Below are 23,345 nucleotides of genomic sequence, written 5' to 3'. Positions count from 1 at the left end.
GGGGGTCAGTGCTCCGTGGTGGTCGTGGTGGTCGTGGTGGCTGCGGTCCGGGGCGTCCAGCCGGTGTCCGGGGTCTCGCCGATGCGTTCGAGGGCGTCGACGACGAGGTCCCAGAACCGGCCGTGGTCGAGCTCCGTCGCGGCGCTCGTGCGGCAGTCCTCCGGCGCGGGCGCGCGGAAGTCGGCGACGGTCATGCCGAGGGTCAGGGTGCCCTGCGTCTCGACGTGGATCGGGACCTTCACCGCACGGACGACGGTCGGGTCGATGACGTACGCGACGGCGCAGGGGTCGTGCACGGGCGGGGCGTCGAAGCCCTGGGCGTCCTTGTACGTCTGGCCGAAGAAGTCGAGCAGCTCGCCGACGAACGCGGCCGGGGCGGTGCCGACGGCGGCGATGCGCTCGGCGACCTCGGGCGTCGCGAGCGCCTGGTGCGTCAGGTCGAGGCCGACCATGACGACGTCCCAGCCCGCGTCGAAGACGATCGAGGCGGCCTCGGGGTCGATGACGATGTTGAACTCGGCGACCGGGCTCCAGTTGCCGACGTGCACCCCGCCGCCCATCAGGACGACCTGCTTGACGCGCTCGACGATGCGGGGCTCCTTGCGGGCCGCGAGGGCGATGTTCGTCAGGCCGCCGGTCGGCACCAGGGTGACCGTGCCGGGCTCGTGCGCCATGACGGTCTCGATGATGAGGTCGACCGCGTGCCGCTCGTCCAGCTCGAACGACGGCGAGGGGAGCATCGGCCCGTCGAGACCGCTCTCGCCGTGGATGTCACCGGCGACCTCGATCTCGCGGAGCAGCGGACGGTCGGCACCGGCGGCGAACGGGACCCCGGTGATCCCGGCGATGCGGGCGACGGCGAGGGCGTTGCGGGTGACCTTCGGGAGCGTCTGGTTGCCGACGACGGTCGTCACGGCGAGGAGCTCGATGTCCGGGTTGCCGTGGGCCAGCAGGATCGCGACGGCGTCGTCGTGGCCGGGGTCGCAGTCGAGGATGATCTTCTCGGGCACGCGGGGCGCTCCACTTCTTCGGGGATCAGGAGGTCGAGGCTCGACGAGGTGGGGATCCGCGGCGAGGATCAGGTCCCGCGGCACGTCAAGCGTTTGACATGGAAACACGTCAAGCGTTTGACGTCAAGTCATCGGCGGCGGACCCGAACTGCGCGGTCCGCGCTCGGTAGCATCGACGCGTGCCATCCTCCGCCGCCCCCGGCCGTCGTGTGACCGCTGCGATGGTGGCCGAGCGCGCGGGGACGAGCATCGCCACGGTGTCGCTCGTCGTGAACGGCAAGGACCGCGGCCGGGTCTCCGTGCCGATCGCCACGAGGGTCCGCGACGCCGTCGACGAACTCGGCTACGTCGTCGACCACGCGGCCAGCTCACTCGCGCGGGGCAGCGGCGACCTCGTCGTCCTGATCGCCCCCGACCTGTCGAACCCCTTCTTCGCCGAGGTGATCCGCGGCGTGCGCGACACCGTCGGCGACCGCTTCCAGCTCGTGCTCTCCGTCACGGAGCGCGGGGCCCAGCCGGTGGCCGCCGACGTCCGGCGGTTCGAGCGGCTCCGACCGGCCGGCATCCTGGTGGACGCGCCCGCCGCCGACGAGACGATGACCGCCACCGTCCCCGTGGTGCTGCTCGATGCACCGGGCGGCCCCGAGGCCGTCAACTACGACCTCTCCCCCGGTGTCCACGAGCTCGTCGCCCACCTGCACGAGCGCGGGCACCGGCGGGTGGGGTACCTCGACGGGACCTCGCGGGCTGCGACGTTCGGCGTCCGTCGGGAGCTCTTCGAACAGGAGTGCGCAGCCGTCGGCATCGAGGTCTCCGAGGTCACCGCCCGCGCCGACCTCACGGTGGACGCCGCGGCCTCGGCGACCGAGCACGTCCTCGAGGCCTGGCAGGAGGACGACGTCACGGCGGTCGTCGCGGCTGCCGACACCCTCGCGTACGGGGTGCTCCGGGTCGCCGGGCAGCTCGGCATCGCGGTCCCCGGCGAACTCGCCGTCGCGGGGTTCGACGACCTGCCGTCGTCCTCGGTCACGGCGCCGGCCCTGACGAGCGTCGCACTCCCCGGCGCGGACCTCGGCCGGGCCGCGGCGCTGCGGTTGCTCGCGACGCTCGACGGCACCGCGCCGGAGGCCGCGGCGCTCCCCACGCGCCTGGTGCGCCGCGCGAGCACGGGCGCGTAGCGCGCCGTCGCGGCGCGCGGGCGCCGCGCGCGGCTGCGGACCGCGGCGGTTCGTGCCGCGAGAGCGACGATGTGCGGCGACCGTGCGGTGATCACCCCGCCGAAGCGACAGGTACCCGCCGAGATCCGGCGGCAGCCTGTCGCTTTCGCGAGCGGGGCGCGGTGGGCGCGCGCCGTGGCGGACGGGAGGCGCGGTGCGAGCTGGCACCGCGCCTCCTGGCCGGCGGTGGTCCGGACCACCCCGCCGAAGCGACAGATCGGCGCCGCCGCGGCGGGTCCGTGCAGCGGAAGCGACAGTCCCCCGCAGGGATCCTGCGGGGGACTGTCGCTTTCGTGGATCGCGCGGTCAGCGCTCCGGACGGTCCGGACCGGCATCCGCCGACTCGGGCTCCGGCTGCGGCTCGGCCGCGCCGGCCGTGTGCCCCGCGCGCTGCGCCCGCTCGAGCTCGTCGGCCTCGGCTCCGCCGACCGCCTCGCCACGGGCGACCATGCCGGCCGTGTCGGAGAGCCTGATCTGCGGGAGGAACAGCGCGAGCAGGAACGCCACCGCGATGAACGGCAGCAGGTACCAGAACACGGGCGCCAGGGAGTCGGCGTACGCGTTCACGATGCCGTCCTGCACCGCCTCCGGCAGCTTCGCCACGGTCGCGGGGTCGATGCTGCCCGCCGACGACGCAGCGTCGGTCGCCGATCCGCCGGCGCCGCGGAACACGTCGGTGAGCGACGTCGTGAGCCGCGCCGTGAAGAGCGCACCGAAGACGGCGGTGCCGAGGGAGGCGCCGACCTCGCGGAAGTAGTTGTTCGTCGACGTGGCGGTACCGACCTGCTCGGCGGGTACCGCGTTCTGCGCCACGAGGACGACCACCTGCATGATGAGGCCGAGGCCCGCACCGAAGACGAACAGGTACGCGCAGATGAGCCAGATCGGGGTGTCCGCCGCGAGCTGGGTCATCGCGAGCATCGCCAGGGCGACCAGGATCGTCCCGATGATCGGGAACATCCGGTAGCGACCGGTCTTGGTGATCAGGTTGCCGGACGCGATCGAGGTCCCGATCAGGCCGACCATCATCGGCAGCATCAGGAGACCCGAGACCGCCGCGGAGGTGCCGGACGCCATCTGCAGGAACGTCGGGACGAAGCCGATCGCCGCGAACATGCCGATGCCGAGCACGAGGCCGATGCCGGTCGCGAGCAGGAAGGTGCGGTTCCGGAAGAACGACAGCGGCAGGACGGGGTCCGCCGCACGCGACTCGACGAGCACGAGGAGCGCTGCCGACACGACGAGACCGGCGAACCAGGCCCACGTCTCCGGGGCGTCCCAGCCGTGGTCCTTGCTGCCGCCGAACTCCGAGAAGAACACCAGGCACGTCGTCGCGGCGGACATGAAGAGCACGCCGAGGACGTCGATGCGCTTCGTCGCCTTCTTGCTCGGCAGGGTCAGCGCGAACCACGCCACGAAGAACGCGGCGATGCCGACCGGGATGTTGATGTAGAACGCCCAGTTCCAGGTGAGGTGGTCGACGAAGAACCCGCCGAGCAGCGGGCCGCCGATCGCCGAGAGGCCGAAGATCGCACCGAGCGGCCCGAGGTACTTGCCGCGCTGGGAGGCCGGCACGATGTCCGCGATGATCGCCTGCGACAGGATCATCAGGCCGCCGCCGCCGAGGCCCTGCATGGCACGGAAGACCACGAGCTGGGTGAAGTCGCCGGCGAAGGCGCACCCGGCCGACGCGATGGTGAACAGGGCGATCGCGATGAGGAACAGGTTGCGGCGGCCGAGGACGTCACCGAACTTGCCGTAGACGGGCATCACGATGGTCGAGGCGAGCAGGTACCCGGTCGTCAGCCACGCCTGGTGCGCGACGCCGCCGAGCTCGCCGACGATGGTGGGCATCGCCGTGGAGACGATGGTCTGGTCGAGGCTGGAGAGCAGCATCCCCGCGATGAGCGCGGAGAAGATGATCCAGATCCGGCGCTGCGTGAGGAGCAGCGGTCCGTCGGAGCCTGGGCGGGCACGCTTGGTCGTGCCCGGCGCGGTGGCGCTCATTCGGTGGTGTCCTGTCCGGTCGTGATGGCCGCCCTCATCAGGCGGAGGTTCTGGGTGAGCAGCTCGTCGAACGCGGGGCCGGTCGCTTCGTCGAACGCGTCGTCGAAGTAGGTCTCCGCCGTCACCTTGAGCAGCCCTGCGGCGGCCTCGGTGACGAGCCGCGCACGGCGGTCGGTGGCGTCGCCCCAACCGAAGCGCGCTCGTACGGCGTCGGTGATGCGGCCGAGCTGCACGTCGGTGGCCGAGAGGAACCGGGCGACGAGCGCCGGCTCCCGTTCGAAGACCCCGCGGACGAGGACCTCGTCGGCGCGGTCGATGCCGGCCCGGTGGAACTGGTCGATCGCCAGCGCGACGATGGAGTCCAGCGGCTCGAGGTCGGCCGCGACGACACCGCCGGCGGCGTACGCGTCGATGGCTTCGACGTCCGCGTTGATCTCGATGCCGAGCACGGCGTCGTCCTTCGACGCGAAGTGGTTGAAGAACGTCCGCCGGGACACCCCGACCGTCTCGCAGAGCTGCTCGATCGTGAAGCCGTGCAGCCCGTGCTCGATGGTCGCCCGACGTGCCTCGACGATCATGCGTCGGCGCAGCGCGCGGGTGCGTTCGGTGGTGCTCACCGGACAAGAATTGCACTATTGGACTGAGAGTGCAATGTGGAAGTGGGGTACCGCTAGAGCGCCTTCTCGAAGCAGAACGACCACGGCATCGTCGCGGCGTACGGCTCGTACACCGGGATCGGGGTCCAGCCGGTCTTCTCGTAGAGCGCCACGGCCTCGGGTTGCTTGTCGCCGGTCTGCAGGATGAGCCGCGCTGCGCCCTCCTCACGCCCGACGCGCTCCCCCTCGGTGAGCAGCGCCGTGGCCGCGCCCTTCCCGCGGGCGGCGGCGAGGACGATGAGGCGCTTCAGTTCGACCTCGTCACCGAGACGCCGGACGGCGATGTGCCCGAGGGCCTCGCCGTCCTCGTCGATCGCGAGGATCGAGGTGATGATCGTCGCCGGGTCCACGGCGAGCGCCCGGCCCCGCTCGGCCGTCACCGCCGGATCCTCGTCGCCGTTCGCGGCGCCGTAGCGCTCGTGCATCTCCTCGTCCATGCGGGCGCGGAGCGCCACACCACGGGGGTCGTCCCACCGAACGCGTTCGATCGTGATCACGACCGACGATCCTGTCACGGATGCCAGCGTCGGCGCGACGTGTGCTCCTCGTAGGGCTGGGGATCGGGGTAGGTCAGGAGCTCGACGGTGCTGCCCCACGGGGTACGGACGTACACGAACCGGTTCCGGTCGCCGGCTTCGGGACCCGGGAGCGGGCGGGGTGCGCCGAGCGCGGTCGCCCCCGCGGCCACGACCCGGTCGAGCGTGGCGTCGAGGTCGTCGACGTACAGCGCGAGGTGCTGCCACCCGAGGTCGGACGGCACCGCCGGGGCGTCCTGCTCGACGTGGTCGAAGGCGAACAGCTCGATGCCGGGGCCGTCGGGCAGCGCGAGCATCCGGATCCGCACCTCACGGGCGTCTCCGGGGACACCGAGGCGCGACGTCGTCGCCGCGCCGCCCTTCGGAGGCTGGTCGTCGGGGAGCGTGTCGTAGAGCACCTCGGCACCGAACGCGTCGACGAGGAACGCGCTGGCCGCGTCGACGTCGGGCACGGTCAGTCCGATGTGGTCGACGCCGCGGACGCTCACGCGCCCGCCCCGCTGCCGGCGGCTCCCCCGGCGCGGCCCGCCAGGTCCGCGATGGGGCCCCTGCCGGCCCGCAGGTCGGCGAGGACCGCTGCCGCGTCGTCGTACACCCGGACCGCCCCGGCCCGGCGCAGCTCGTCGCCGCCGATCCCGCCCGTCATCACGGCAACGCAGGGCACACCGACCCGTCCGGCGGACTCGACGTCCCACATCGCGTCGCCGACCATCACCGCGGCATCGGCGGACACGCCGACCTTCCGGAGTGCGACCTCGATGATCCCGGGGTCCGGCTTGGCCTGTTCGACGTCCTCCGAGCTCGTGACGGCGGTGATCCACGCCTCGGCGTCGAGCAGTTCGCGCAGGCGCACGAGTTCGTCCTCGGGCGCGCTCGTGGCCAGCACGACGGCGTGACCGGCCTCGGCGACGGACCGGAGCAGCTCACGGGCACCCGGGAGGAGCCGCAACCGCGGCATCTGCTCGGCGTAGTACGCGGTGTGGAACTGCTTGACGGTGTCGCGCTGCTCGTCGGTGGCGTCCGGCAGCAGCTCCTCGAGCAGCTTCGCCGAGTCCATGCCGATCGCGCGGTGGATCCGCCAGGCGTCGACGGACTCGCCCGCTGCCGTGCACGCCCGCCACCAGGCGTCGATGTGCGGGTAGTTCGAGTCGACGAGGGTCCCGTCGATGTCGAAGAGGACGGCGGTGGAGGGTGCGTCGGGCATCCCTCCACCCTGCCCTGGAGGCGCGGATCGCCTCTCAGGGGCGCGTCACGTCCGTCAGACGGTGATCGACTCGCCGGCGGGCAGGATCTGCACCGGCACCGGTCCGAGACCGTCCGGGCCGAGGAACCGCGCGGCGGACTGCTGCCCGAGTTCGCTGAGCATGGCCTCGTGGATCTGCACGGCGTGCTCCGGGGAGACCGCGCGGACGTAGTCGACGGCCTCGGCGGTGCTCGTCCACGGGCCGCTGGTCGGCAGCAGCAGGGTCTGCACCGGGACGCCGGGCACGAGGTAGGCGTCGCCGGGGTGGAACACGGCGCCGTTCACGAGGTAGCCGACGTTCGCGATCGTCGGGATGTCGCCGTGGATGACGGCGTGCTCCTCACCGAAGACCTGCACCGAGAACGGGCCGACCTCGAACGCGTCACCGGCCGAGACCGCGGCGACGCGGCCGTCGTGCGCGCCGAGCTGGTCGACGATCGCGGCGGGCCCGCGCACCACGAGGGCGTCGTTCGCGTCGAGGGCGGTACGGACGGCGTCGACGTCGAAGTGGTCGAAGTGCTCGTGGGTGACGAGGACGGCGACGGCGGCCGTCGCGAGGTCGGCGCCCTCCGGCGTGAACGTGCCCGGGTCGATGACGAGGGTGGCGCCGTCCTGCTCGAGGACGACGGTGGCGTGGTTGTACTTCGTCAGCTCCATGTCGACGAGTCTACAACAGTGTTGTACATCGACGTGGTCGATCCGGATGAGAGGGCGTTCACCGTTCGAGTCTCGCCGCGATGCGGTCGAACAGTTCCGGCACCCTGGCGAGTGCCGCACGCTCGGCCTCGGACAGCTCGGAGCCGATCACCGACGCGAACGCCCCGGCTCGGGCGCTCCGTTCCCGGAGCATGACCGTGCGGCCCGAGTCCGTCAGCCGGATCACCGAGACCCGCCGGTCCCCGTCGGAGACGCCTCGCTCCACGAAGCCGCGCTCCTCGAGCTCCGCGACGGTCCGCGACTGTCCCTGGTGCTTCACGCCGCGGGCCCGCGCGAGCTCGGCGATGGTCTGCGGCCCCTGCCGGTCGAGCAGGCCCAGGCTCGCGCTCTGCGCCTGCGGCAGCTCGTCGGTGAGTGCCCGGGTGGCCCGCACGATCCGGCCGATCGACTCGCGGAGCTCCTCGGCGAGGTCGTCCGGGGTCGTCGTCATGCCCTCGACCGTACCGCCGGATCCCTGCGACGGCGGCCTACCGGAGCGCCACCCAGACGGGGAAGGCGGCGGCGGCACTCCAGGCCTGCGGGCGGCAGGCGGCCGGGTACGGGGCCGGACGTGTGACGGCGGACGCGTCGTCACCGGCGTGCAGCTCGGGCATCCGGAAGTCGAACGCCACCGCCGCGGCGAGCAGCTGCTCGGACAGGACCCGGGCCTCGTCGTGGTGTCCGGACCGGACGAGGCCCGTGATCACCACGGCGGTGTCGTGCGCCCAGACCGTGCCCCCGTGGTAGCTGAGCGGCCAGTACCCGGCGGCGGTCGTGGAGAGGGTCCGGAGGCCGAAGCCGCTCGCCAGGTCCGGGCTCACGACGCGTGCTGCGACGACGGCTTCCTCGTCCGGGGTGAGCAGGCCGGTGCCGAGCAGGTGGCCGATGTTGCTCGTGGCGGAGTCGACGGGGCGCTTGCGGGCGTCGAGGGCGATCGCCGGGTACCGACCGATGTCGTCGGCCACCCAGAAGGCGTCGCGGAAGCGATCGGCCAGGCGCGCGGCCCAGGCACGCCACTCGTCGCCGCCGGGACGGCCGAACGCATCGAGCAGGTCGGCACCGTGCACCGCGGCCTCGTGCGCGTAGCCCTGCACTTCGCACAGCGCGATCGGGCCGTCGGCGAGGGTGCCGTCCCGCCACTGCACGCTGTCCCCGGAGTCCTTCCAGCCCTGGTTCGCCAGCCCTCGGCCGGACTCGTCGACGTACTCGAGCAGCCCGTCGCCGTCGGCGTCGCCGTGGTCGCGCATCCACGCCAGGGCGCGTTCGAGCGTCGGCAGGAGGGCCTCGACCTCGGCGTCGGGGAGCCCCGCACGCCAGGCGTCGTGGAGCAGGCACGCCCAGAGCGCCGTCGCGTCGACGGTCCCGTAGTAGAGCGGTGGCAGGGAGATCTCGTCGTTGTCGACCGGCAGGGACGCCTGGCGCAGCTCGTGCATGATCTTGCCGGGCTGCTCGGCGGTCGCGGGGTCGTCCGCGGTGCCCTGCAGCGCGGCGAGGACCCGGAGGGTGCCCCCGGCGGTGCTGGTGTCGACGGGCAGCAGGAAGCGGGCGGCCCAGATCGCGTCGCGGCCGAACAGGGTGAAGAACCAGGGGGCGCCGGCCGCGATGAACTCGCCCTCGGGCCGTGCCAGCCGGAGGGCGTCGAGATCGTCGGTGGCACGCTCCAGCCAGCGCCGGAGCCGGTCGTCCTGCACGCCGGCCGGGACGTCGAACGGGCGCGGGGTCGTCACGCCGGTGACGACGGCGTCGGGCGTCTCCACGGCGCAGTCCCACGCGAGGTCGACCTGGTGCGCGCGCTCCGTCCGCCAGCGCAGCACGACGTCACCGTCCTCGACGCGGACGGATGCGCCGGGGGCGTCGAGCCGGACCCGTACGGAGCCCGAGGTCCACGATGCGGCCTGGTCCGAGGCGTCGGCGGGGACCGGCTGGGGGCCGTGACCGGCCTTCACCGCGTCCATCCCGGCAGCGTCCGGGGTCAGCCTGACGGTCACGACGAGCTCCGCGGTGCTCGCGCCGGGCCCCTGGAGCCGATCGGTGACGCGCAGGCGTTCGGCCACCCCGTCGATGCGCACCGTCCGACGACGGTCGAGGCGGACGTCGGGATCGGCGCCGGTACCGTCGAGGCCGCGCAGGAGTCCGGTGAATACGACCTCGCGGGCACCGGCGGGCACGACGGCGATCGGTTCCACCGCGGAGTGCTCGACGCTGACGCGCACGGCGGAGACGAACCGTTGGTCGCCGGTCCAGTAGCCGTGCACGGGGTTCGCGCCGATGGCACCGTCCCGACCGGACCATGCCTGCGTCGGTGCCGCGATGACGGCGACCTCGTCGTGGAGCAGGGGCTGCAGCGTGGCGGTCGTGGCAGCGGCGGTGGTGGTGTTCGTGGTGGTGGAGGTCATGGGGCTTCCTCGTCGACGGGTTCGGGGGACGGGGTCCAGGCGCTGGGTGTCCAGCTCGGTACGGATCGGGGTGCGTCCGGCAGGCGACGCACGGGCAGGGGCTCGGCACGGATGCCGGTCGGGTCGCCGGGGGCACGGGCGATGCGCACCGCGCCGCCTCCGTCGTGGTCGGTGACGGCTTCGACGAACGTGGCCGAGCGCCCACGGTGGACGACGCCGACGCCCTCGTCGAGCTCGATGCCCGCCGGGAGGTCCCCCGCCGCGACGGCTGCGCGGAAGACCGGCGACCGGTCCGGGTCCGAGTCGGTGTGGACACCGAGCGAGCCGGACACGAAGCCGAGTCCGTCGGCGAGGACCGACGGCTGCGGGCCGTGGCTCTGCGTGACGCCGCCGGTGTGCCAGCAGAGCGCGCCGGCCGATCCACCGGCGAGCACCACCCCGGCTCCCCAGGCCTCACGGAGGACCTCGTCGAGACCGTGGGCACGCCACACGGCGAGGAGGTTGACCACGGAGCCGCCCGAGACCCAGACGACGTCCGCACCGAGGACGGCGTCGCGCAGGGACGGCACGTTCCGTCTCGGGAAGAACCGCAGGTGCGACGCCTCGACACCGGCCGTACGGGCCGCGGCGAGCTCTGCCCCCTCGACGGTCCGCTGGTCGCCGCCGGCGGTGTTCACGTGCAACACGCGTGGCGGCCGACCGGCGGGAACGCGGGCGAGCCGGACGGCCTCGAACAGGAGCGGACCGTACGCCGAGTCGTCCCACTCGCCGCCGACCAGACCGCCGCAGGTGGCCAGGATCGTGGGTTCGGTGGCGGTCACGTCGGGGTGCTCATTCCTTGACCGCCCCGTCGCTGCCGTTCATGATGCGCTTCTGGAACACGAAGAACGCGACCGCCACGGGGATGGTCATGACGAAGGCCGCCGCGAGCTTGACCGGGAACTGGTTCCCGGCGCTCAGCGCGCCCGACGCCAGTGATGCGACGCCCTTCGTGAGCGTGGTGAGGTCGGGCGACGAGGTCGACACGATGAAGTGCGCGAGCTCGTTCCACGATCCCTGGAACGACAGGATGGTGATCGTCACGACGGCCGGACGCGCCATCGGGAGCACGACCGACCAGAAGGTCCGGAACGTGCCGGCACCGTCGATCTTCGCTTGCTCCTCGACGCTCACCGGGATCGATTCGAAGAAGTTCTTCATGATGAACACCCCGGCGGCATCCACGAGCAACGGCACGATCATGCCCGAGTACGAGTCGTACATGCCGAGCTGGTTGATCACGAGGAACTTCGGGATGAGCAGGACCACGCCCGGCACCGCCATGACGGCGATGAGCAGGGCGAAGACGGTCTGGCGACCCGGGAACCGCAGTCGCGCCAACGCGTACCCGGCGAGGGAGTCGAAGAAGATCCGGCCGAGCGTGACGAAGACCGCGACGATGATCGAGTTCATCGCCCAGATCCCGAAGTCGGAGTTCTCGAAGAGGGTCTGGAACGCCGCGCCGGTCCAGGTGACGGGGAGCGCCAGCGGGTGCAGGGAGGCGTCCTGGTCGGTCTTGAACGCGTTCACGATCGCGACGTAGAACGGCAGCAGGTAGACGACGGCGATCAGGACGCCGAACACCAGCAGCACCACGCTCCGCGGCGTGAGCCGACGTGGCCGCCGGCCCGGGCCGGGTGCCTGCGTGACGGTGGTGGCGCCGAGGTCCGGCACCGCGCCTCCTGGCACTGCCGCCCTGGAGGCGCGGGTCGGCTCGGTCCCGCCGCCTGCGGTCGCCGGGGTGGGTGCGCTGGTCATCGTGTGCTCCCCTTCTCGATCCACCGCATCCGACGGCGGGACACCGGGCGGTCGCGCAGCGCCCACCGCTGCAGCAGCGTGAAGACGACGATGATGCCGAACAGGATGAAGGCGATGGCTGCGCCGACGCCCCACTGCTGGCTCTGGAACGCGGACGTGTACGACAGGAACGCCGGCGTGAGCGTCGTGTTCGCCGGGGCGCCCTTCGTGCCCGTGTAGATCTGGTCGAAGACCTGCCACGTCCCGATCAGCCCGAGCGTCAGCACCGTGAAGAGCGTCGGGCGCAGCTGCGGCAGGGTGACCCGCCAGAACCGCGTCCAGGACCCGGCGCCGTCGATCATCGCCGCCTCGTCGACCTCCGGTGAGAGGTTCTGCAGCGCCGCGATGAACAGCAGCATGAAGGTGCCGCTCGTCGTGAACACCGCGAGCAGGATGAACGCGGTCATCGCGACCGACGGACCGGCGAGCCACTCCCACCACGAGATGCCGAGCATCGTGTGGTCGGCGAGGAAGGCCGGTGGCGTGCCTGCGCCGAGGTGGAACAGGCCGGTGGGCTCGTTGAACCAGTTCGGTCCGTTGATCCCCGCCCAGCTGATGATCTTGTTGACGGCTCCCGTCGACGAGAACAGGAACAGCCAGAGGACGGTGATGGCGACCGAGCTCGTCACCGAGGGGAAGTAGAACGCGGTCCGGAAGAACCCGCGCCCGCGCAGTGCCCGACCGCTGACGAGCAGGGCGAGCCCGAGCGCCACGGCGGTCTGCAGCGGGACGACGAACACGACGTACCAGAGGTTGTTCCGCAGCGCGGTGCCGAAGTTCTGCTCGTCGAGGCCTCCGCCGCCGAGAATCTTGGCGTAGTTCTGCCCGCCGACGAAGGAGACGTCGGACGAGAACGGGCTGCCGACACCCCGCCAGTCGGACACGCTGACCCAGGCCGCCATGACCACCGGCACGGCGAGGAACAGGCCGAGGACGATGATCGTCGGCGCGGTGAACAGCCAGCCCGAGACGGCTTCGGCACGGTTCTTCCGGGACACGTCCGTCAGCCCTTCAGCGCGGCGGCCATGTTCTTCTGGACGCCCTCGAGCAGGGTCTTGGTGTCGGTCGTCCTGAGGCTGCCGAGCTTCGAGTCGAAGTCGGCGATCACGTCGGCGGTCCCGGACGCGTTCGGCAGGCCCTGGGCGGCGTCCGCCTGGTCGAGGAACGCGGCGTACTGCGGGTACTCCTGCTTCCAGGTGCCGGCGGCCGACTCGACCGAGGGCATCACACCGAACGCCTTCGCGAACGCGAGCTGCTGGTCGGTGCTCGTCATCTTCTCGACGAAGGACAGCGCTGCCTTCTGGTTCGGGGAGTCCTTCGCGATGCCCCAGCAGTTCGTGAACTGCAGCGTGCCGGCACCCTTCGGGCCCTTCGGCAGGGCGACGACCTTGTAGTCCACGCTCGGGTAGCTCGACGACATCGCCCCGGTGAGCCAGTTGCCGTCGATGGTCATCGCGGCCTTGTCCTTGCCGAACGCGTCACCTCCCCAGCTCTCGCCGAGGTCGCTCGAGAACTTCATCGAGCCGTCGTCGAGCAGGCTCTTCACGTAGTCGAGGGCCTCGACGTTCGCGGCCGAGTCGACCGTCGCCTTCGTCTGGGCGCTGTTCGTCAGGGCACCGCCGGCCTGGGTCATGAACGCCCCGAGACGCTCGATCTGCGGGCTGGTCGTGAGTCCGACCCGTCCGTCGCGGGTGAGCTTCTCGGAGACCGTCCGCAACTGGTCCCAGGTGGTCGGGACGTCGCTGTCGGTCAGCCCGGCGGCCTTCCAGTCCTTCGTGTTGATGAACAGCGCGAGGGTGGAGAAGTCCTTCGGCGCGCAGTAGAGCTGGTCGTCCACGGTGAACGACTTCGTGAGCGTCGGGTAGAAGTCGCTCGTGTCCTCGAGCTGGTCGCCGTAGGCCAACAGCGAGCCGTTCGCGGCGTACCCGGCGAGGGATGACGTGCTGACGTAGAACACGTCGGCGGGCTTGCCGGCCGCGAAGCCCTGGGCGAGCTGCTGGTCGAGGTTGTTCGCCGGCTGCACCGTCGCGTCGGTGCCCGAGGACTTCGACCACGCGGCGGCGGCGCTCTTCACGGCGGCGGTCTCGGCGTCGCCCGACGAGCCGATGAGGACGGTGAGGGGGTCGTCGCTCGAGGTGAGCTTCGCGGCGCCACCGCCGGAACCGTTGCCGCCCGAGCTCGAGAAGCCGGAGCCACAGGCGGAGAGGGTCAGAGCTGCGGTGAGCGCCATCGCTCCCGCGGTCAGCATGCGTGCTGTGCGTCGTTGCATCAGGGGGACTCCTCGTCGAGTGCAGTACTTCGATCGTTCAAATTTGATCGATCAAACGAGTCGACCATACACCTGCGAGGCGCTACGGTGAACCCCATGTCGCATCCCGCCACCGTCGCCGACGTCGCCCTCGCCGCGGGCGTCTCACGGCAGACGGTGTCAAACGCGTTGAACCGGCCCGAGGTCGTCCGCCCCGCGACGCTCACCAGGGTCCGGGCCGCCATCGACGACCTCGGGTACCGGCCGCACGCGTCCGCCCGCCGGCTCCGCACCCGCCAGAGCTCCACGCTCGGCGTCCGGCTGGAACCGGTGCACGGCATCTCCGGCGCCGTGCTCGACCGCTTCCTGCACGCGCTCGTCGAGTGTGCCGACCTGCGCGGGATGCGCATCCTGCTCTTCACCGCCACCGACGTCGACGACGAACTCGCACACATCGAACGCCTCGTCGAGGGCTCGGACGTCGACGGGTTCGTCCTCACCTCGACGTTCCACGGCGATCCCCGCGCGGCGTGGCTCGGCGCCCGGGACATCCCCTTCGTGACCTTCGGCCGGCCGTGGGGTCTACCGGACATGGACGCCGCGCCGCACCCCTGGGTCGACGTCGACGGGTACGCGGGCGTGCACGACGCGACCGAGCACCTTGTGGCGCAGGGGCACCGCCGGATCGGGTTCCTGGGCTGGCCGAGCCCGTCCGGACAGGGTGACGAGCGCCGACGGGGCTGGCGGGACGCGATGCGCGCGGCCGGGCTGCCCGACGATCCCGGGCTCACGTGCGAGGACGACGTCACCGCGGCCACCGGCACGGTCGCGGCGGCGGTCGAGGACGGCGCCGGGTTCGACGCGCTCGTCTGTGCGTCGGACACCCTCGCCCTCGGAGCCCGGTTCGCGCTCGGGGCGGCGGTGCCGGTGGTGGGCTACGACGACACCCCGGTGGCCGAGGCGGTGGGCATCTCCAGCGTGGAGCAGCCCCTGGGCGGGGTCGCCGCGGCCGCGATCGAACTGCTCATGGGCGCCGGTCGGACCGTCCTGCCCGCGTCGACCGGACACCGCCTGCTGGCTCCGCGGGTGGTCTGGCGGAGCTGAGACCGCGCGACCACGGCGTGTCGCTGCGCTACCGACCGACGCCGTCGCGCCCGACCGACCCGCTCGACACCGTGCCGACGTGGAGGATGCGCTCGCGGATGACGTCCGCCGCACGATCGTCGGCCGTCACCACGACACGGACCGCCGGCCCGTCCGCAGCGGGGACCGTCCGGCCGTGCTCGACCCCACCGACCACCACGTCGAGCGGCGTGGTCCGGACGGAGGGCTCGACCTCGCCCGCCGCGACGGCCGCCGCCAGCGGGTCGTGGAGCGGTGCGCGACGGACGCGGTCGACCGACTCGTAGAAGTCGACGTAGCTGCGCAGCATCGTGCCGAGCGCGACCCGGAGCGGATCGCCGGCCGCCGTGAACCGGTCGGCATCGGCGTCGTCGAAGCGGTGCTGCCGGGTGACGTCGAGCGGCACGAGCACGAGATCGAATCCGGCGCGGAGGACCCGCCTGGCGGCCTCGGCGTCGTTGTGGACGTTCGCCTCGGCGGTGGGCGACACGTTGCCCGCGTCCCACACGGCACCGCCCATGATCGTCAGCGTGCCGACGAGCTCCGGCAGACGCGGCTCGGCCTCGAGCGCGACGGCGAGGTTCGTGAGCGGGCCGATGGCCAAGACGTCGAGCTTCCGGTCACCGGCTGCGTGGTCGCGGGCCAGCCGGACGAGGAGCTCGGCGGCGGGGTCCTCCGCGGCCGCGACACCCGGCGGGAGGTCGACTCCGCCGATGCCGTTCACCCCGTGCACGTGCGGTGCGCCGCCGCCGTACGAGCCGCCGATCGGGTCGTGCGCGCCGACCGCGACGGGCACGGTCCGGCCGCACAGGGCCAGCAGCGCCGCGGTGTTGACGGCAGCGGTCGCCGCGTCGGTGTTGCCGGAGACCGTACCGATGCCGACGAGGTCGACGTGCGGGACGTCGAGCAGGTAGGTGAGGGCGAGGGCGTCGTCGACGCCGGTGTCGCAGTCGAGGAAGAGCGGGACGGTGGGCGTGGTCACCCGGTCATCCTCCCATCGCCGGCGGGAACCACCCCGGACACGATCCGATGACGATCGGACCGGTCCGGGGACGCCGACGACTACGGTCGGCTGCGGGGCCGCCGACCGGCCCGTGATCGCGGCACCAGGGGGAGCACATGCGACGGACGACGACCACGGGGAGCACGGCGATCGCGATCGCGCTCGCAGCGCTGGCCCTCACCGGCTGCGCCCAGGGCTCGACCGGCGCCGACCCTGCCCCGACCGGGACGACGTCCGCCGAGGCTCCGAGCGCCTCCCCGACCACGCCGGGCTCGACCCCGCATCCGACCTCGACGATCACCCCGGTGCCCGGGGTCGACGACGACGCCGGCCGGATCCCGGACTCGTGCGAGGCCCTCATCACGGCGGGCAAGTGGGACTCCTCGTTCGCGGGTTCGCCCCTGAACGACCCCACGGTGGTCGGCGACCCGGTGGTGGTGCCGAAGGACGACCTCACCCCGGTGCTCCAGCCGGACGGCAAGCAGCTCTCCTGCGTCTGGAAGGACCCGCGGGCGGACATCTCGTTCCTGTCGATCCGGGTCGCGACCGTGGACTCGACGAAGGCGTACGAGCACCTGAAGACGGCACTGGACGGGTACGACTGCTCACTCGACGGCTACGGGTACCGCTGCCAGAAGATCACGCAGAACGCCGAGTACCCGGTCACCGACGGCGACACGTACTACACCCGCGGCGACGTCGGCATCCACGTCCAGCAGTCGAACACGCCGACGTCGGGTCTCCTCGACGACGTCATCGCACACGTCTTCTAGCGGTCGGCGGGCCGCGACCGGATGTGCGCCCGCTCGCCCTGCGGCCCGTACAGGCACAGCACCTCGGTGACCTCGTCCGTGGTGTTCCCGACCCAGTGCGGCGTGTGCGTGTCGAACTCGACGACCTCGCCCGGTCCGAGGTCGAAGTCACGGTCGCCGAGGAGCAGCCGGAGCCGTCCGGACAGCACGTAGAGCCACTCGTAGCCCTCGTGCGTCCGGAGGGATCGATCGGTGTTCGCGGGCTCCGGCGGGATCAGCTGCTTGAAGGAGCGCACGCCGCCGGTCCGTCGGGTGAGCGGCACCACCACCCGGCCGCCGTGCCGCTCCGGCGCGAGGTGCACGCGTGGATCCCCGGTCCTCGGCGCCCCGACCAGGTCGTCGAGGGGCACCTGGTACGCCCGTGCGAGCGGCAACAGGAGCTCGAGCGTGGGCTTCCGCTGGCCCGACTCGAGCCGCGACAGCGTCGACACAGAGATCCCGGTCTCGGCGGCGAGCGCCGCGAGCGTGACGGCACGGCGCGTCCGCAGCGCGCGCAGTCGTGGACCGACCCCGTCGACGACCTCGGCCGTCGTGCGCGGGGTGATCCGTTCCTCCCGATCCGTCGTCATGCCAACCATGTTGCCAGACCGGCAAGGATGTTTGCCGTCTGCGCGCACGGATCCGCAGGATGCAGGCATGCGTGATCACTACGACGTCATCGTGGTCGGCGGAGCAGCCGCCGGCCTGTCAGCAGCACTCGTCCTCGGCCGGTCGCGACGGTCCGTGCTCGTCGTCGACTCCGGCGAGCCGCGGAACGCCCGCGCCGAGGGGGTCCACAACTACCTGGGGCGCGAGGGCGCCTCGCCAGCGGAGCTCGGCTCGGTCGGCCGCGACGAGGTGGCCGCCTACGGCGTCGAGGTGACGACCGGGAGGATCGTGGCCGCGTCCGCCACGGACGGTGACGGTGTCGACCCGGTCGGCTTCTCGGTCACGCTGGAGTCGGGCGCGATCCTCGCGACCCGCAGGCTGGTCGTCGCCTCCGGCGCCGTGGACGTCCTGCCGGAGGTCCCGGGCCTCGCCGAGCAGTGGGGGCGCGGTGTGGTGCACTGCCCGTTCTGCCACGGGTGGGAGATCCGCGACCAGCGCATCGGCGTGCTCGTGACGTCGCCGATCGGCGCGCACCAGGTGCTCATGTTCCGCGCGCTGAGCGAGGACGTGACGGCCTTCGTCACGGACCCGGCGCTCGTCGACGACACCACCCTGGCCGGTTTTGCCGCCCGCGGTGTCCGGGTCGTGACGGGACCGGTGCGCGACGTGGTGTCCGACGGTGATCGGCTCACCGGCGTCTCGCTGGTGTCCGGCGAGTTCGTGGCGCTCGACGCCCTGGCCGCCGCGAGCACGGCGGAGGCGCGCATCGGGTTCCTCGAGGGACTCGGGCTCGAGGCCACCGATCAGCTCATGGGAGACCACCGGTACGCGAGTGCCCTGACGGTGGACGCCGCCGGACAGACGAGCGTGCGGGGCGTGTACGCGGCCGGGAACGTGGCGGCGCCGATGGCGACCGTCATCGCGTCGGCGGCGGCCGGGACGCAGGCGGGCGCGGCGGTGCACGGCGACCTCGTGCAGGCCGACCTGGCGCGCGCGCTGGCGACCGCGTCCGCGCTGGCGGGTCAGTCGACGCGGTAGCCCGCCTGGGCCGCGAGGAGCGGCGCGAGCGTGTACAGCTGGTCGGCGGCGATCGTCGCGCCGCGGAACCCCTCGAGCCGCTCCACCCGGTCGAGGTCGGCGGCGCGGAGGTCGACGTGCTCGATCCGCGTGTTCGAGCCCTCGGCCGCGCGGATCCTCGTCCCCTCGAACGACACCCGCAGCAGTCGGGCATCGGCGATGTCCAGCTCGTCGACGACGCAGTCGCGGAACACCACGTCGGTGAGCGTCGAGCCGCGGAGGTTCACGAACCCGAGCTTCATCCCGACGAACTCGACGCCGTTCAGCCCCGCGTCGTACAGCTCGGCGGAACCGATGCGGCCGCCGGCGATCCGGACCTCGCGCCAGGAGCTGCTCGACGCCCGGAGCACCGGCGCGTCGAGCGTCTCGACGACCGAGTCACGCACCCGCAGTCCCCGGAGGTCGGCGCCGTCGACCCGGAGGGTGCCGATCACCGACTCCTCGATCTCGAGGTCCGGCAGCCGCTCCCCCGCGAGGTCGAACACGTCGATGCGCTTCCCCTCGATCCGGTCGCCCGTGAGGACGTCGCCGGGACCGGGCGTCCAGTCGTCGAGGTCCGTCGGTTCGGTCAGGGTGATGCGCGGTGCGTCGGTACCGGAGCTGCGGGGCATGCGCTCAGTCTGCCGCGTGGGACCGACGTCGCAGCGTGCTGTCGAGGACGTAGTCCTTCGCGGGACCGTGTGCCTCCCACCGGACCGTCCACCGTTCGGCGTCCCCGGCGAGCACCCCGGAGTAGTCGTCGGGCGCGCACGCGTGCGACACCGCTGATCCCCAGACCCAGTCGTGGAACACCCGGCCGTCGGCGAAGTGCACGGTCCAGCGGTCGTCCGGGCCCCGGCGCACCCGGAGCGTCCGTGCCACGGGGACGGTCCGCCCGTCGAAGGCCATCGTGCCGGTCTCGTCCCAGCGGACCTCGTCCGGGGCCGCGCGCGTCAGCGTGGTCGTCCCGGTCACGAGGCCGTCGACCCCGGCCCGCCGGTCGTGGACCGTGCGGCGCAGGGTCCACTCCCCGAGCAGGTCGATGGGCTGCAGCACCCGCCCAGGCTAGCCGCGGAGGGCCTCGGTGCGGGCGGTGCGGTGCTCCTCGTCGGAGATGACGCCGCGGGCGCGCAGGTCGTCGAGCTCGGCGAGCCGCTGCTCGAGCGACTTCTCGGGCGCGAGCGTCCGGCTCTGCATGGCCTGGTACGCCAGGTCCTCCTCCATGGTGAACGGGTTCTGGCCCCGCTTCGCCATCCGGGCGCTGCGGAGGACGATCGTCACCACGATCGCGACGAACCCGAGACCGATCACGGCCGAGCCCACGCCGAACAGGACCCCGAACGCGCCGAAGTCGCCGAGCCCGCCGAAACCCCCGAACCCGCCGCTGCCGTCGCTGTACAGATCCCCGAACACGCCGTCCCCCTTCGTCGGAACGATCCGACCGTAGCGCTTCCCCGGCCCGGGCGCTGCCCCGCGAAGGGGCCACCCTCACCCGCTCAACGGCCCCGACCCCGGCACCCGCGCCCCGTCCGCGAACCCGGCCACGAGCTCGCGCAAGGCCTCCTCGGAGGTGTGCCGCGCCTCCCACCCGAGCACCGACCGCGCCCGGTCGGTCCGCATGATCGGCACCTGGGCCGCGATGTCCACCCACCCGGCGTCCGTCGGCTGCAACCGCAGCCGCCACGTGAGCGTGACGAGCCCGCGGATCAGCCACATCGGCGCTCGGATCGCCCCGAGCATCCCGAACGCCCGCGCCATCCTCGGCGGGTTGAGCACGGGGGTGGCAGCGATGTTGAACGCCCCGCCGGCACGTCGGTCGATCGCGCGCCAGAAGGCATCGGCGACGTCGTCGGCGTGCACGGCCTGGAACACGAACGGCAGCGGCAACGGCAGGACCGCCCAGCGGATCCACCGGACGATCGACATCGGCACGAGACGTCCGAGGAACAGTCCGCGGAGCTCGGCGGCGGCGCTGCGCTGGAAGACCAGTCCGGGGCGGAGCCGGGTCACGACGACGTCCGGGTGGCGAGCGGCGAAGGCGTCCATCGCCGCCTCGTTCTCGGCCTTGTGGATCGAGTACGTGGCGGTCGGGATGCCGGTGACGGGGAACTCCTCGTCGACGGGCGTCCGCTTGCCGTCCACGTCGACCCCGCGGTACGCGCCAACGGACGAGGCGACGACGACCTGGGGGACGCCGACGCGCGCCACGGCCTCGAGGACGTTGGCGGTCCCGGTCACGTTCGTCCGGTACTGCGCCGGGATGTCGTGCGTCGGTTGCAGGGCCCAGCCGAGGTGGACCACCGCGTCGGCACTCCGGAAGACGGCGGCCAACTGGTCGACCGCGTCCGGGGCGCCGATGTCGACGGCGTGCCAGACGGCCGTCCCGTACGGCTCGGCACGGAGGTCCGGCAGCCGCCGGGCGACCCCGACGACCTCGACGGAGGTGCCCTCGGCACGGACCGCTGCCAGCCGACGCAGCACGGCGGTCCCCAGGTTGCCGGTCGCGCCGACGACGACGATCCGCATCAGGCGGCGGCCAGTGCGGGGTCGAGCACGACCTTCACGCAGCCGTCCTCCTTCTTCTGGAACACCTCGTACATGTGCGGGGCGTCCTCGAGCGAGACCCGGTGGGTCGTCAGGTCGAGCGTGCCGAGCGGGTCCGACGGGTCCTGCACGAGCGGCATGATGTCGTCGATCCAGCGCTTCACGTTGCACTGCCCCTCGCGGACGGTGATCTGCTTGTCGAACAGCGTGAACATCGGCATCGGGTCCGCTCGACCGCCGTAGACACCGCTCAACGAGACCGTGCCGCCACGGCGGACCAGGTCGATCGCCGCGTGCACGGCGGCGAGCCGGTCGACACCGGCGACCTCGATGGCCTTCTGCGCGATCGCGTCGGGCAGGAGTCCGGCGGCGCGCTGCGCGAACCCGGCGACCGGGTTGCCGTGCGCCTCCATGCCGACCGCGTCGACGACACCGTCGGGACCGCGACCGTCGGTCAGGTCGATGAGCTGCGGCACGACGTCCTTCGTCAGGTCGAACACCTCGGCACCGTGCTTCGCCCCCAGGTCGCGGCGGACCTGCTCGGGGTCGACGGCGAGCACCCGGTAGCCGAGGTGCGCGCCGATGCGGGCGGCGAACTGTCCGACCGGACCGAGGCCGAGCACCGCGAGCGTCCCACCCTCGGGCACGTCGGCGTACTGGACGGCCTGCCAGGCGGTCGGCAGGATGTCGCTGAGGAACAGCCAGCGGTCGTCGGGCGTGCCGTCGTCCGGGATGACGATGGGTCCGTAGTCGGCGTGCGGCACGCGGAGGTACTCGGCCTGTCCGCCGGGGACCTGGCCGTACATCTTCGTGTAGCCGAACAGCGAGGCGCCCGTCCCGTACTCGGTGGTCTGGGTGGTCTCGCACTGCGACTGCAGGCCGTTGCGGCACATCCAGCAGTGGCCGCAGGAGATGTTGAACGGGACGACGACACGGTCGCCCACCTTGAGGTTGGTGACGGCGGAGCCGACCTCCTCGACGATGCCCATCGGCTCGTGGCCGAGGACGTCGCCCTTGTCGATGTAGGCGCCCAGCACCCGGTAGAGGTGCAGGTCGGAGCCGCAGATCGCGGTCGAGGTGATCCGCACGATCGCGTCGGTCGGCTCCTGGATGGTCGGGTCGGGGACGGTCTCGACGGACACCTTCTCGGTGCCCTGCCAGGTCAGTGCGCGCACGTCGCGTTCCTCTCGTGGTCGCTTCGGGCCGGCCAGGAGGCGCGGCTCGTCTCCCCACGTCGGTACCCGCCCGCCCCGTGGTGCGTTCCCAGCCCCGTCCGGTCAGCGCGTTCCGTGGCGGACGCGACCCGCGCCTCCTGGCCCGCCCGCGGCGCCCCCGGGTCCCGCGTCAGCCGCCTGCCGGAGGTGCGCATCGGAACGACGTCTGCGCGCCGTGCACCGTGCGCACTCGTCGTCGCCGTGCGCAGTCCCGTGCCCGCGCCAGGTGGCCGACCGGCCAACCGGATCGTCCCGCCAGCCGATGCGCCCGACCGGCCGGTCGACCGAAGCTGGTGCCGATGGACCACCGCACCACCCGCCGCTCCCTGCTCGCCGGAGCGGGCGCCCTGCTCGCCGCCGGGGCGCTCTCCGCCTGCTCGCCGACCGGACCACGACGGGAGGCCGTCGCGACGCACCCACCGACCCCGACGCGTTCCCCGACGCCGACGCCCACTCCGACGCCGACACCGACGTGGGTGCAGCCGACGATCTCGAGGACGCCGCTCCCGGCGGGCACCGTGACCGGACTACCGGCGGGGACGCCCGGGATCGCGTGGACCGTCGACGACGGAGCGTCCTCCGACGTCGTCGGTGCCTACGCCCGCTTCGCCGCCGCGACCGGCACTCGGTTGACGTTCTTCGTGAACGGGGCGCGGCCCTCCTGGACGGAGCACGCCGACGTGCTCCGGCCCCTCGTCGAGTCGGGGCAGGTGCAGATGGGCAACCACACCTGGGACCACCCGGCGCTGACGAAGCTCGGCGACCAGGCCATCGAGGACGAGCTGACGCGCAACCACGAGTTCATCGAGCGCACGTTCGGCGTCGACGCGCGCCCGTACTTCCGGCCGCCGTTCGGGTACCACGACGCCCGGGTCGACGCGGTGGCCGCTCGGGTCGGCTACACCACGCCGTTGCTCTGGTACGGCACGCTCGCGGACTCCGGAGACATCGGTGCCGGGCAGATCGTCGGGTTCGCGGACCAGTGGTTCACGCCGGGCCGGATCGTGATCGGGCACGCGAACTTCCCGGGGACGATCGACGCGCTCCCCCGGCTGGGCGCGCTCGTCCGGCAGCGTCGGCTCGGGACGTACACGTTGGACGACGTGTTCTCACGCTGACCGCGGACCCCGCGCGGGACCGGGGCCGGGGTCAGCGTGAGAA

Annotated in this window: 25 protein-coding genes; 5 read left to right on the top strand and 20 right to left on the bottom strand. The window is 72.4% G+C overall.

The genetic code is table 11. The features are described 5' to 3' along the window. Window positions 1-5: 5 nt before the first annotated feature. On the bottom strand, window positions 6-1,010 hold the full coding sequence (locus JSX79_RS12185) for a nucleoside hydrolase (RefSeq protein ID WP_229086506.1): 1,005 nt from the start codon (window positions 1,008-1,010) through the stop codon (window positions 6-8). A 179-nt stretch (window positions 1,011-1,189) separates the two neighbouring features. Between JSX79_RS12185 and JSX79_RS12180 the strand changes: the two genes are divergently transcribed. Next, window positions 1,190-2,188 carry a LacI family DNA-binding transcriptional regulator gene (locus tag JSX79_RS12180; RefSeq protein ID WP_229086505.1) on the top strand — a complete coding sequence of 333 codons (999 nt, stop codon included), beginning with the start codon at window positions 1,190-1,192 and terminating at the stop codon, window positions 2,186-2,188. Window positions 2,189-2,533: 345 nt separating this feature from the next. Here the strand turns inward: JSX79_RS12180 and JSX79_RS12175 are convergent, their stop codons facing one another. The 12 genes from JSX79_RS12175 to JSX79_RS12120 are packed head-to-tail and all read right to left on the bottom strand — an operon-like array spanning window position 2,534 to window position 13,866. Beyond that, the gene (locus JSX79_RS12175) at window positions 2,534-4,234 is read right to left on the bottom strand and encodes an MDR family MFS transporter (RefSeq protein WP_229086504.1); all 1,701 of its coding nucleotides are present in this window, start codon (window positions 4,232-4,234) and stop codon (window positions 2,534-2,536) included. After that, complete coding sequence (locus JSX79_RS12170) at window positions 4,231-4,851, bottom strand: TetR/AcrR family transcriptional regulator (protein WP_070417197.1); 621 nt, start codon at window positions 4,849-4,851, stop codon at window positions 4,231-4,233. The genes JSX79_RS12175 and JSX79_RS12170 overlap by 4 nt, the downstream gene beginning before the upstream one ends. Before the next feature lie 53 nt (window positions 4,852-4,904). Beyond that, window positions 4,905-5,387, bottom strand: coding sequence for a GNAT family N-acetyltransferase (locus JSX79_RS12165; RefSeq protein WP_229086503.1), 483 nt, complete (start codon window positions 5,385-5,387; stop codon window positions 4,905-4,907). 14 nt (window positions 5,388-5,401) lie between these two features. Then, window positions 5,402-5,914: a VOC family protein gene (locus tag JSX79_RS12160; RefSeq protein WP_229086502.1), complete on the bottom strand. Its 513-nt coding sequence runs from the start codon at window positions 5,912-5,914 to the stop codon at window positions 5,402-5,404. Beyond that, complete coding sequence (locus tag JSX79_RS12155; RefSeq protein ID WP_229086501.1) at window positions 5,911-6,630, bottom strand: HAD family hydrolase; 720 nt, start codon at window positions 6,628-6,630, stop codon at window positions 5,911-5,913. The genes JSX79_RS12160 and JSX79_RS12155 overlap by 4 nt, the downstream gene beginning before the upstream one ends. Window positions 6,631-6,684: 54 nt before the next feature. After that, window positions 6,685-7,326: an MBL fold metallo-hydrolase gene (locus JSX79_RS12150; RefSeq protein WP_229086500.1), complete on the bottom strand. Its 642-nt coding sequence runs from the start codon at window positions 7,324-7,326 to the stop codon at window positions 6,685-6,687. Between the two features lie 58 nt (window positions 7,327-7,384). Further along, a complete protein-coding gene (locus tag JSX79_RS12145) occupies window positions 7,385-7,816 on the bottom strand; it encodes a MarR family winged helix-turn-helix transcriptional regulator (RefSeq protein ID WP_071296579.1) in 432 nt (143 codons plus the stop codon). Between the two features lie 37 nt (window positions 7,817-7,853). Then, window positions 7,854-9,761: an amylo-alpha-1,6-glucosidase gene (locus JSX79_RS12140; RefSeq protein ID WP_229086499.1), complete on the bottom strand. Its 1,908-nt coding sequence runs from the start codon at window positions 9,759-9,761 to the stop codon at window positions 7,854-7,856. After that, window positions 9,758-10,582 carry a Type 1 glutamine amidotransferase-like domain-containing protein gene (locus JSX79_RS12135; protein ID WP_071296578.1) on the bottom strand — a complete coding sequence of 275 codons (825 nt, stop codon included), beginning with the start codon at window positions 10,580-10,582 and terminating at the stop codon, window positions 9,758-9,760. The genes JSX79_RS12140 and JSX79_RS12135 overlap by 4 nt, the downstream gene beginning before the upstream one ends. A gap of 10 nt (window positions 10,583-10,592) precedes the next feature. After that, window positions 10,593-11,558 carry a carbohydrate ABC transporter permease gene (locus tag JSX79_RS12130; protein ID WP_083295110.1) on the bottom strand — a complete coding sequence of 322 codons (966 nt, stop codon included), beginning with the start codon at window positions 11,556-11,558 and terminating at the stop codon, window positions 10,593-10,595. Further along, window positions 11,555-12,595, bottom strand: a complete 1,041-nt coding sequence (locus tag JSX79_RS12125; protein ID WP_229086498.1) for a carbohydrate ABC transporter permease — start codon at window positions 12,593-12,595, stop codon at window positions 11,555-11,557. The genes JSX79_RS12130 and JSX79_RS12125 overlap by 4 nt, the downstream gene beginning before the upstream one ends. A gap of 5 nt (window positions 12,596-12,600) precedes the next feature. Continuing rightward, window positions 12,601-13,866, bottom strand: a complete 1,266-nt coding sequence (locus tag JSX79_RS12120) for an extracellular solute-binding protein (RefSeq protein WP_229086496.1) — start codon at window positions 13,864-13,866, stop codon at window positions 12,601-12,603. Between the two features lie 96 nt (window positions 13,867-13,962). On the opposite strand from JSX79_RS12120, the gene JSX79_RS12115 reads away from it, so the two are divergent. Next, window positions 13,963-14,949, top strand: coding sequence for a LacI family DNA-binding transcriptional regulator (locus JSX79_RS12115; protein ID WP_229086494.1), 987 nt, complete (start codon window positions 13,963-13,965; stop codon window positions 14,947-14,949). Between the two features lie 28 nt (window positions 14,950-14,977). On the opposite strand, the gene JSX79_RS12110 is transcribed toward JSX79_RS12115, so the two are convergent. Then, window positions 14,978-15,949, bottom strand: coding sequence for a nucleoside hydrolase (locus tag JSX79_RS12110; protein WP_229086492.1), 972 nt, complete (start codon window positions 15,947-15,949; stop codon window positions 14,978-14,980). Window positions 15,950-16,086: 137 nt separating this feature from the next. Here JSX79_RS12110 and JSX79_RS12105 point away from each other — a divergent pair, with 137 nt between their 5' ends. After that, window positions 16,087-16,743, top strand: a complete 657-nt coding sequence (locus tag JSX79_RS12105; RefSeq protein WP_229086491.1) for a hypothetical protein — start codon at window positions 16,087-16,089, stop codon at window positions 16,741-16,743. Here the strand turns inward: JSX79_RS12105 and JSX79_RS12100 are convergent. Further along, the gene (locus JSX79_RS12100; RefSeq protein WP_229086489.1) at window positions 16,740-17,351 is read right to left on the bottom strand and encodes a helix-turn-helix domain-containing protein; all 612 of its coding nucleotides are present in this window, start codon (window positions 17,349-17,351) and stop codon (window positions 16,740-16,742) included. The genes JSX79_RS12105 and JSX79_RS12100 overlap by 4 nt on opposite strands. 67 nt (window positions 17,352-17,418) lie before the next feature. Here JSX79_RS12100 and JSX79_RS12095 point away from each other — a divergent pair, with 67 nt between their 5' ends. Continuing rightward, window positions 17,419-18,408, top strand: a complete 990-nt coding sequence (locus JSX79_RS12095) for an NAD(P)/FAD-dependent oxidoreductase (protein WP_229086487.1) — start codon at window positions 17,419-17,421, stop codon at window positions 18,406-18,408. Here JSX79_RS12095 and JSX79_RS12090 read toward each other — a convergent pair. From JSX79_RS12090 to JSX79_RS12070, 5 genes are all read right to left on the bottom strand, one after another. Further along, window positions 18,393-19,058 carry a pentapeptide repeat-containing protein gene (locus JSX79_RS12090; RefSeq protein ID WP_070417213.1) on the bottom strand — a complete coding sequence of 222 codons (666 nt, stop codon included), beginning with the start codon at window positions 19,056-19,058 and terminating at the stop codon, window positions 18,393-18,395. The genes JSX79_RS12095 and JSX79_RS12090 overlap by 16 nt on opposite strands. 4 nt (window positions 19,059-19,062) lie before the next feature. Then, window positions 19,063-19,482, bottom strand: coding sequence for a DUF6314 family protein (locus tag JSX79_RS12085; protein WP_229086485.1), 420 nt, complete (start codon window positions 19,480-19,482; stop codon window positions 19,063-19,065). A gap of 9 nt (window positions 19,483-19,491) precedes the next feature. After that, entirely contained in the window at window positions 19,492-19,839 is a 348-nt protein-coding gene (locus tag JSX79_RS12080) for an SHOCT domain-containing protein (protein WP_229086481.1), read from the bottom strand. A 75-nt stretch (window positions 19,840-19,914) separates the two neighbouring features. Beyond that, complete coding sequence (locus tag JSX79_RS12075) at window positions 19,915-20,952, bottom strand: NAD-dependent epimerase/dehydratase family protein (RefSeq protein WP_229086479.1); 1,038 nt, start codon at window positions 20,950-20,952, stop codon at window positions 19,915-19,917. Further along, window positions 20,952-22,145, bottom strand: coding sequence for a zinc-dependent alcohol dehydrogenase (locus JSX79_RS12070; protein ID WP_229086477.1), 1,194 nt, complete (start codon window positions 22,143-22,145; stop codon window positions 20,952-20,954). The genes JSX79_RS12075 and JSX79_RS12070 overlap by 1 nt, the downstream gene beginning before the upstream one ends. 338 nt (window positions 22,146-22,483) lie before the next feature. Here JSX79_RS12070 and JSX79_RS12065 point away from each other — a divergent pair, with 338 nt between their 5' ends. Then, window positions 22,484-23,302: a polysaccharide deacetylase family protein gene (locus tag JSX79_RS12065; protein WP_267484370.1), complete on the top strand. Its 819-nt coding sequence runs from the start codon at window positions 22,484-22,486 to the stop codon at window positions 23,300-23,302. The last annotated feature ends 43 nt before the right edge of the window (window positions 23,303-23,345 follow it).

The organism is Curtobacterium sp. GD1 (assembly GCF_020882855.1).
GTDB lineage: Bacteria > Actinomycetota > Actinomycetes > Actinomycetales > Microbacteriaceae > Curtobacterium.
Note: the sequence above shows the minus strand (reverse complement) of the source record. Positions and strands in the feature narration are given on the sequence as shown.

What these genes read in the sequence shown, in the direction of transcription:
- JSX79_RS12175 (WP_229086504.1), bottom strand. Translation starts at nt 4,234, where the DNA reads ATGAGCGCCACCGCGCCGGGCACGACCAAGCGTGCCCGCCCAGGCTCC.
- JSX79_RS12155 (WP_229086501.1), bottom strand. Translation starts at nt 6,630, where the DNA reads ATGCCCGACGCACCCTCCACCGCCGTCCTCTTCGACATCGACGGGACC.
- JSX79_RS12150 (WP_229086500.1), bottom strand. Translation starts at nt 7,326, where the DNA reads ATGGAGCTGACGAAGTACAACCACGCCACCGTCGTCCTCGAGCAGGAC.
- JSX79_RS12145 (WP_071296579.1), bottom strand. Translation starts at nt 7,816, where the DNA reads ATGACGACGACCCCGGACGACCTCGCCGAGGAGCTCCGCGAGTCGATC.
- JSX79_RS12140 (WP_229086499.1), bottom strand. Translation starts at nt 9,761, where the DNA reads ATGACCTCCACCACCACGAACACCACCACCGCCGCTGCCACGACCGCC.
- JSX79_RS12130 (WP_083295110.1), bottom strand. Translation starts at nt 11,558, where the DNA reads ATGACCAGCGCACCCACCCCGGCGACCGCAGGCGGCGGGACCGAGCCG.
- JSX79_RS12120 (WP_229086496.1), bottom strand. Translation starts at nt 13,866, where the DNA reads ATGCAACGACGCACAGCACGCATGCTGACCGCGGGAGCGATGGCGCTC.
- JSX79_RS12115 (WP_229086494.1), top strand. Translation starts at nt 13,963, where the DNA reads ATGTCGCATCCCGCCACCGTCGCCGACGTCGCCCTCGCCGCGGGCGTC.
- JSX79_RS12105 (WP_229086491.1), top strand. Translation starts at nt 16,087, where the DNA reads ATGCGACGGACGACGACCACGGGGAGCACGGCGATCGCGATCGCGCTC.
- JSX79_RS12100 (WP_229086489.1), bottom strand. Translation starts at nt 17,351, where the DNA reads ATGACGACGGATCGGGAGGAACGGATCACCCCGCGCACGACGGCCGAG.
- JSX79_RS12095 (WP_229086487.1), top strand. Translation starts at nt 17,419, where the DNA reads ATGCGTGATCACTACGACGTCATCGTGGTCGGCGGAGCAGCCGCCGGC.
- JSX79_RS12090 (WP_070417213.1), bottom strand. Translation starts at nt 19,058, where the DNA reads ATGCCCCGCAGCTCCGGTACCGACGCACCGCGCATCACCCTGACCGAA.
- JSX79_RS12075 (WP_229086479.1), bottom strand. Translation starts at nt 20,952, where the DNA reads ATGCGGATCGTCGTCGTCGGCGCGACCGGCAACCTGGGGACCGCCGTG.
- JSX79_RS12065 (WP_267484370.1), top strand. Translation starts at nt 22,484, where the DNA reads ATGGACCACCGCACCACCCGCCGCTCCCTGCTCGCCGGAGCGGGCGCC.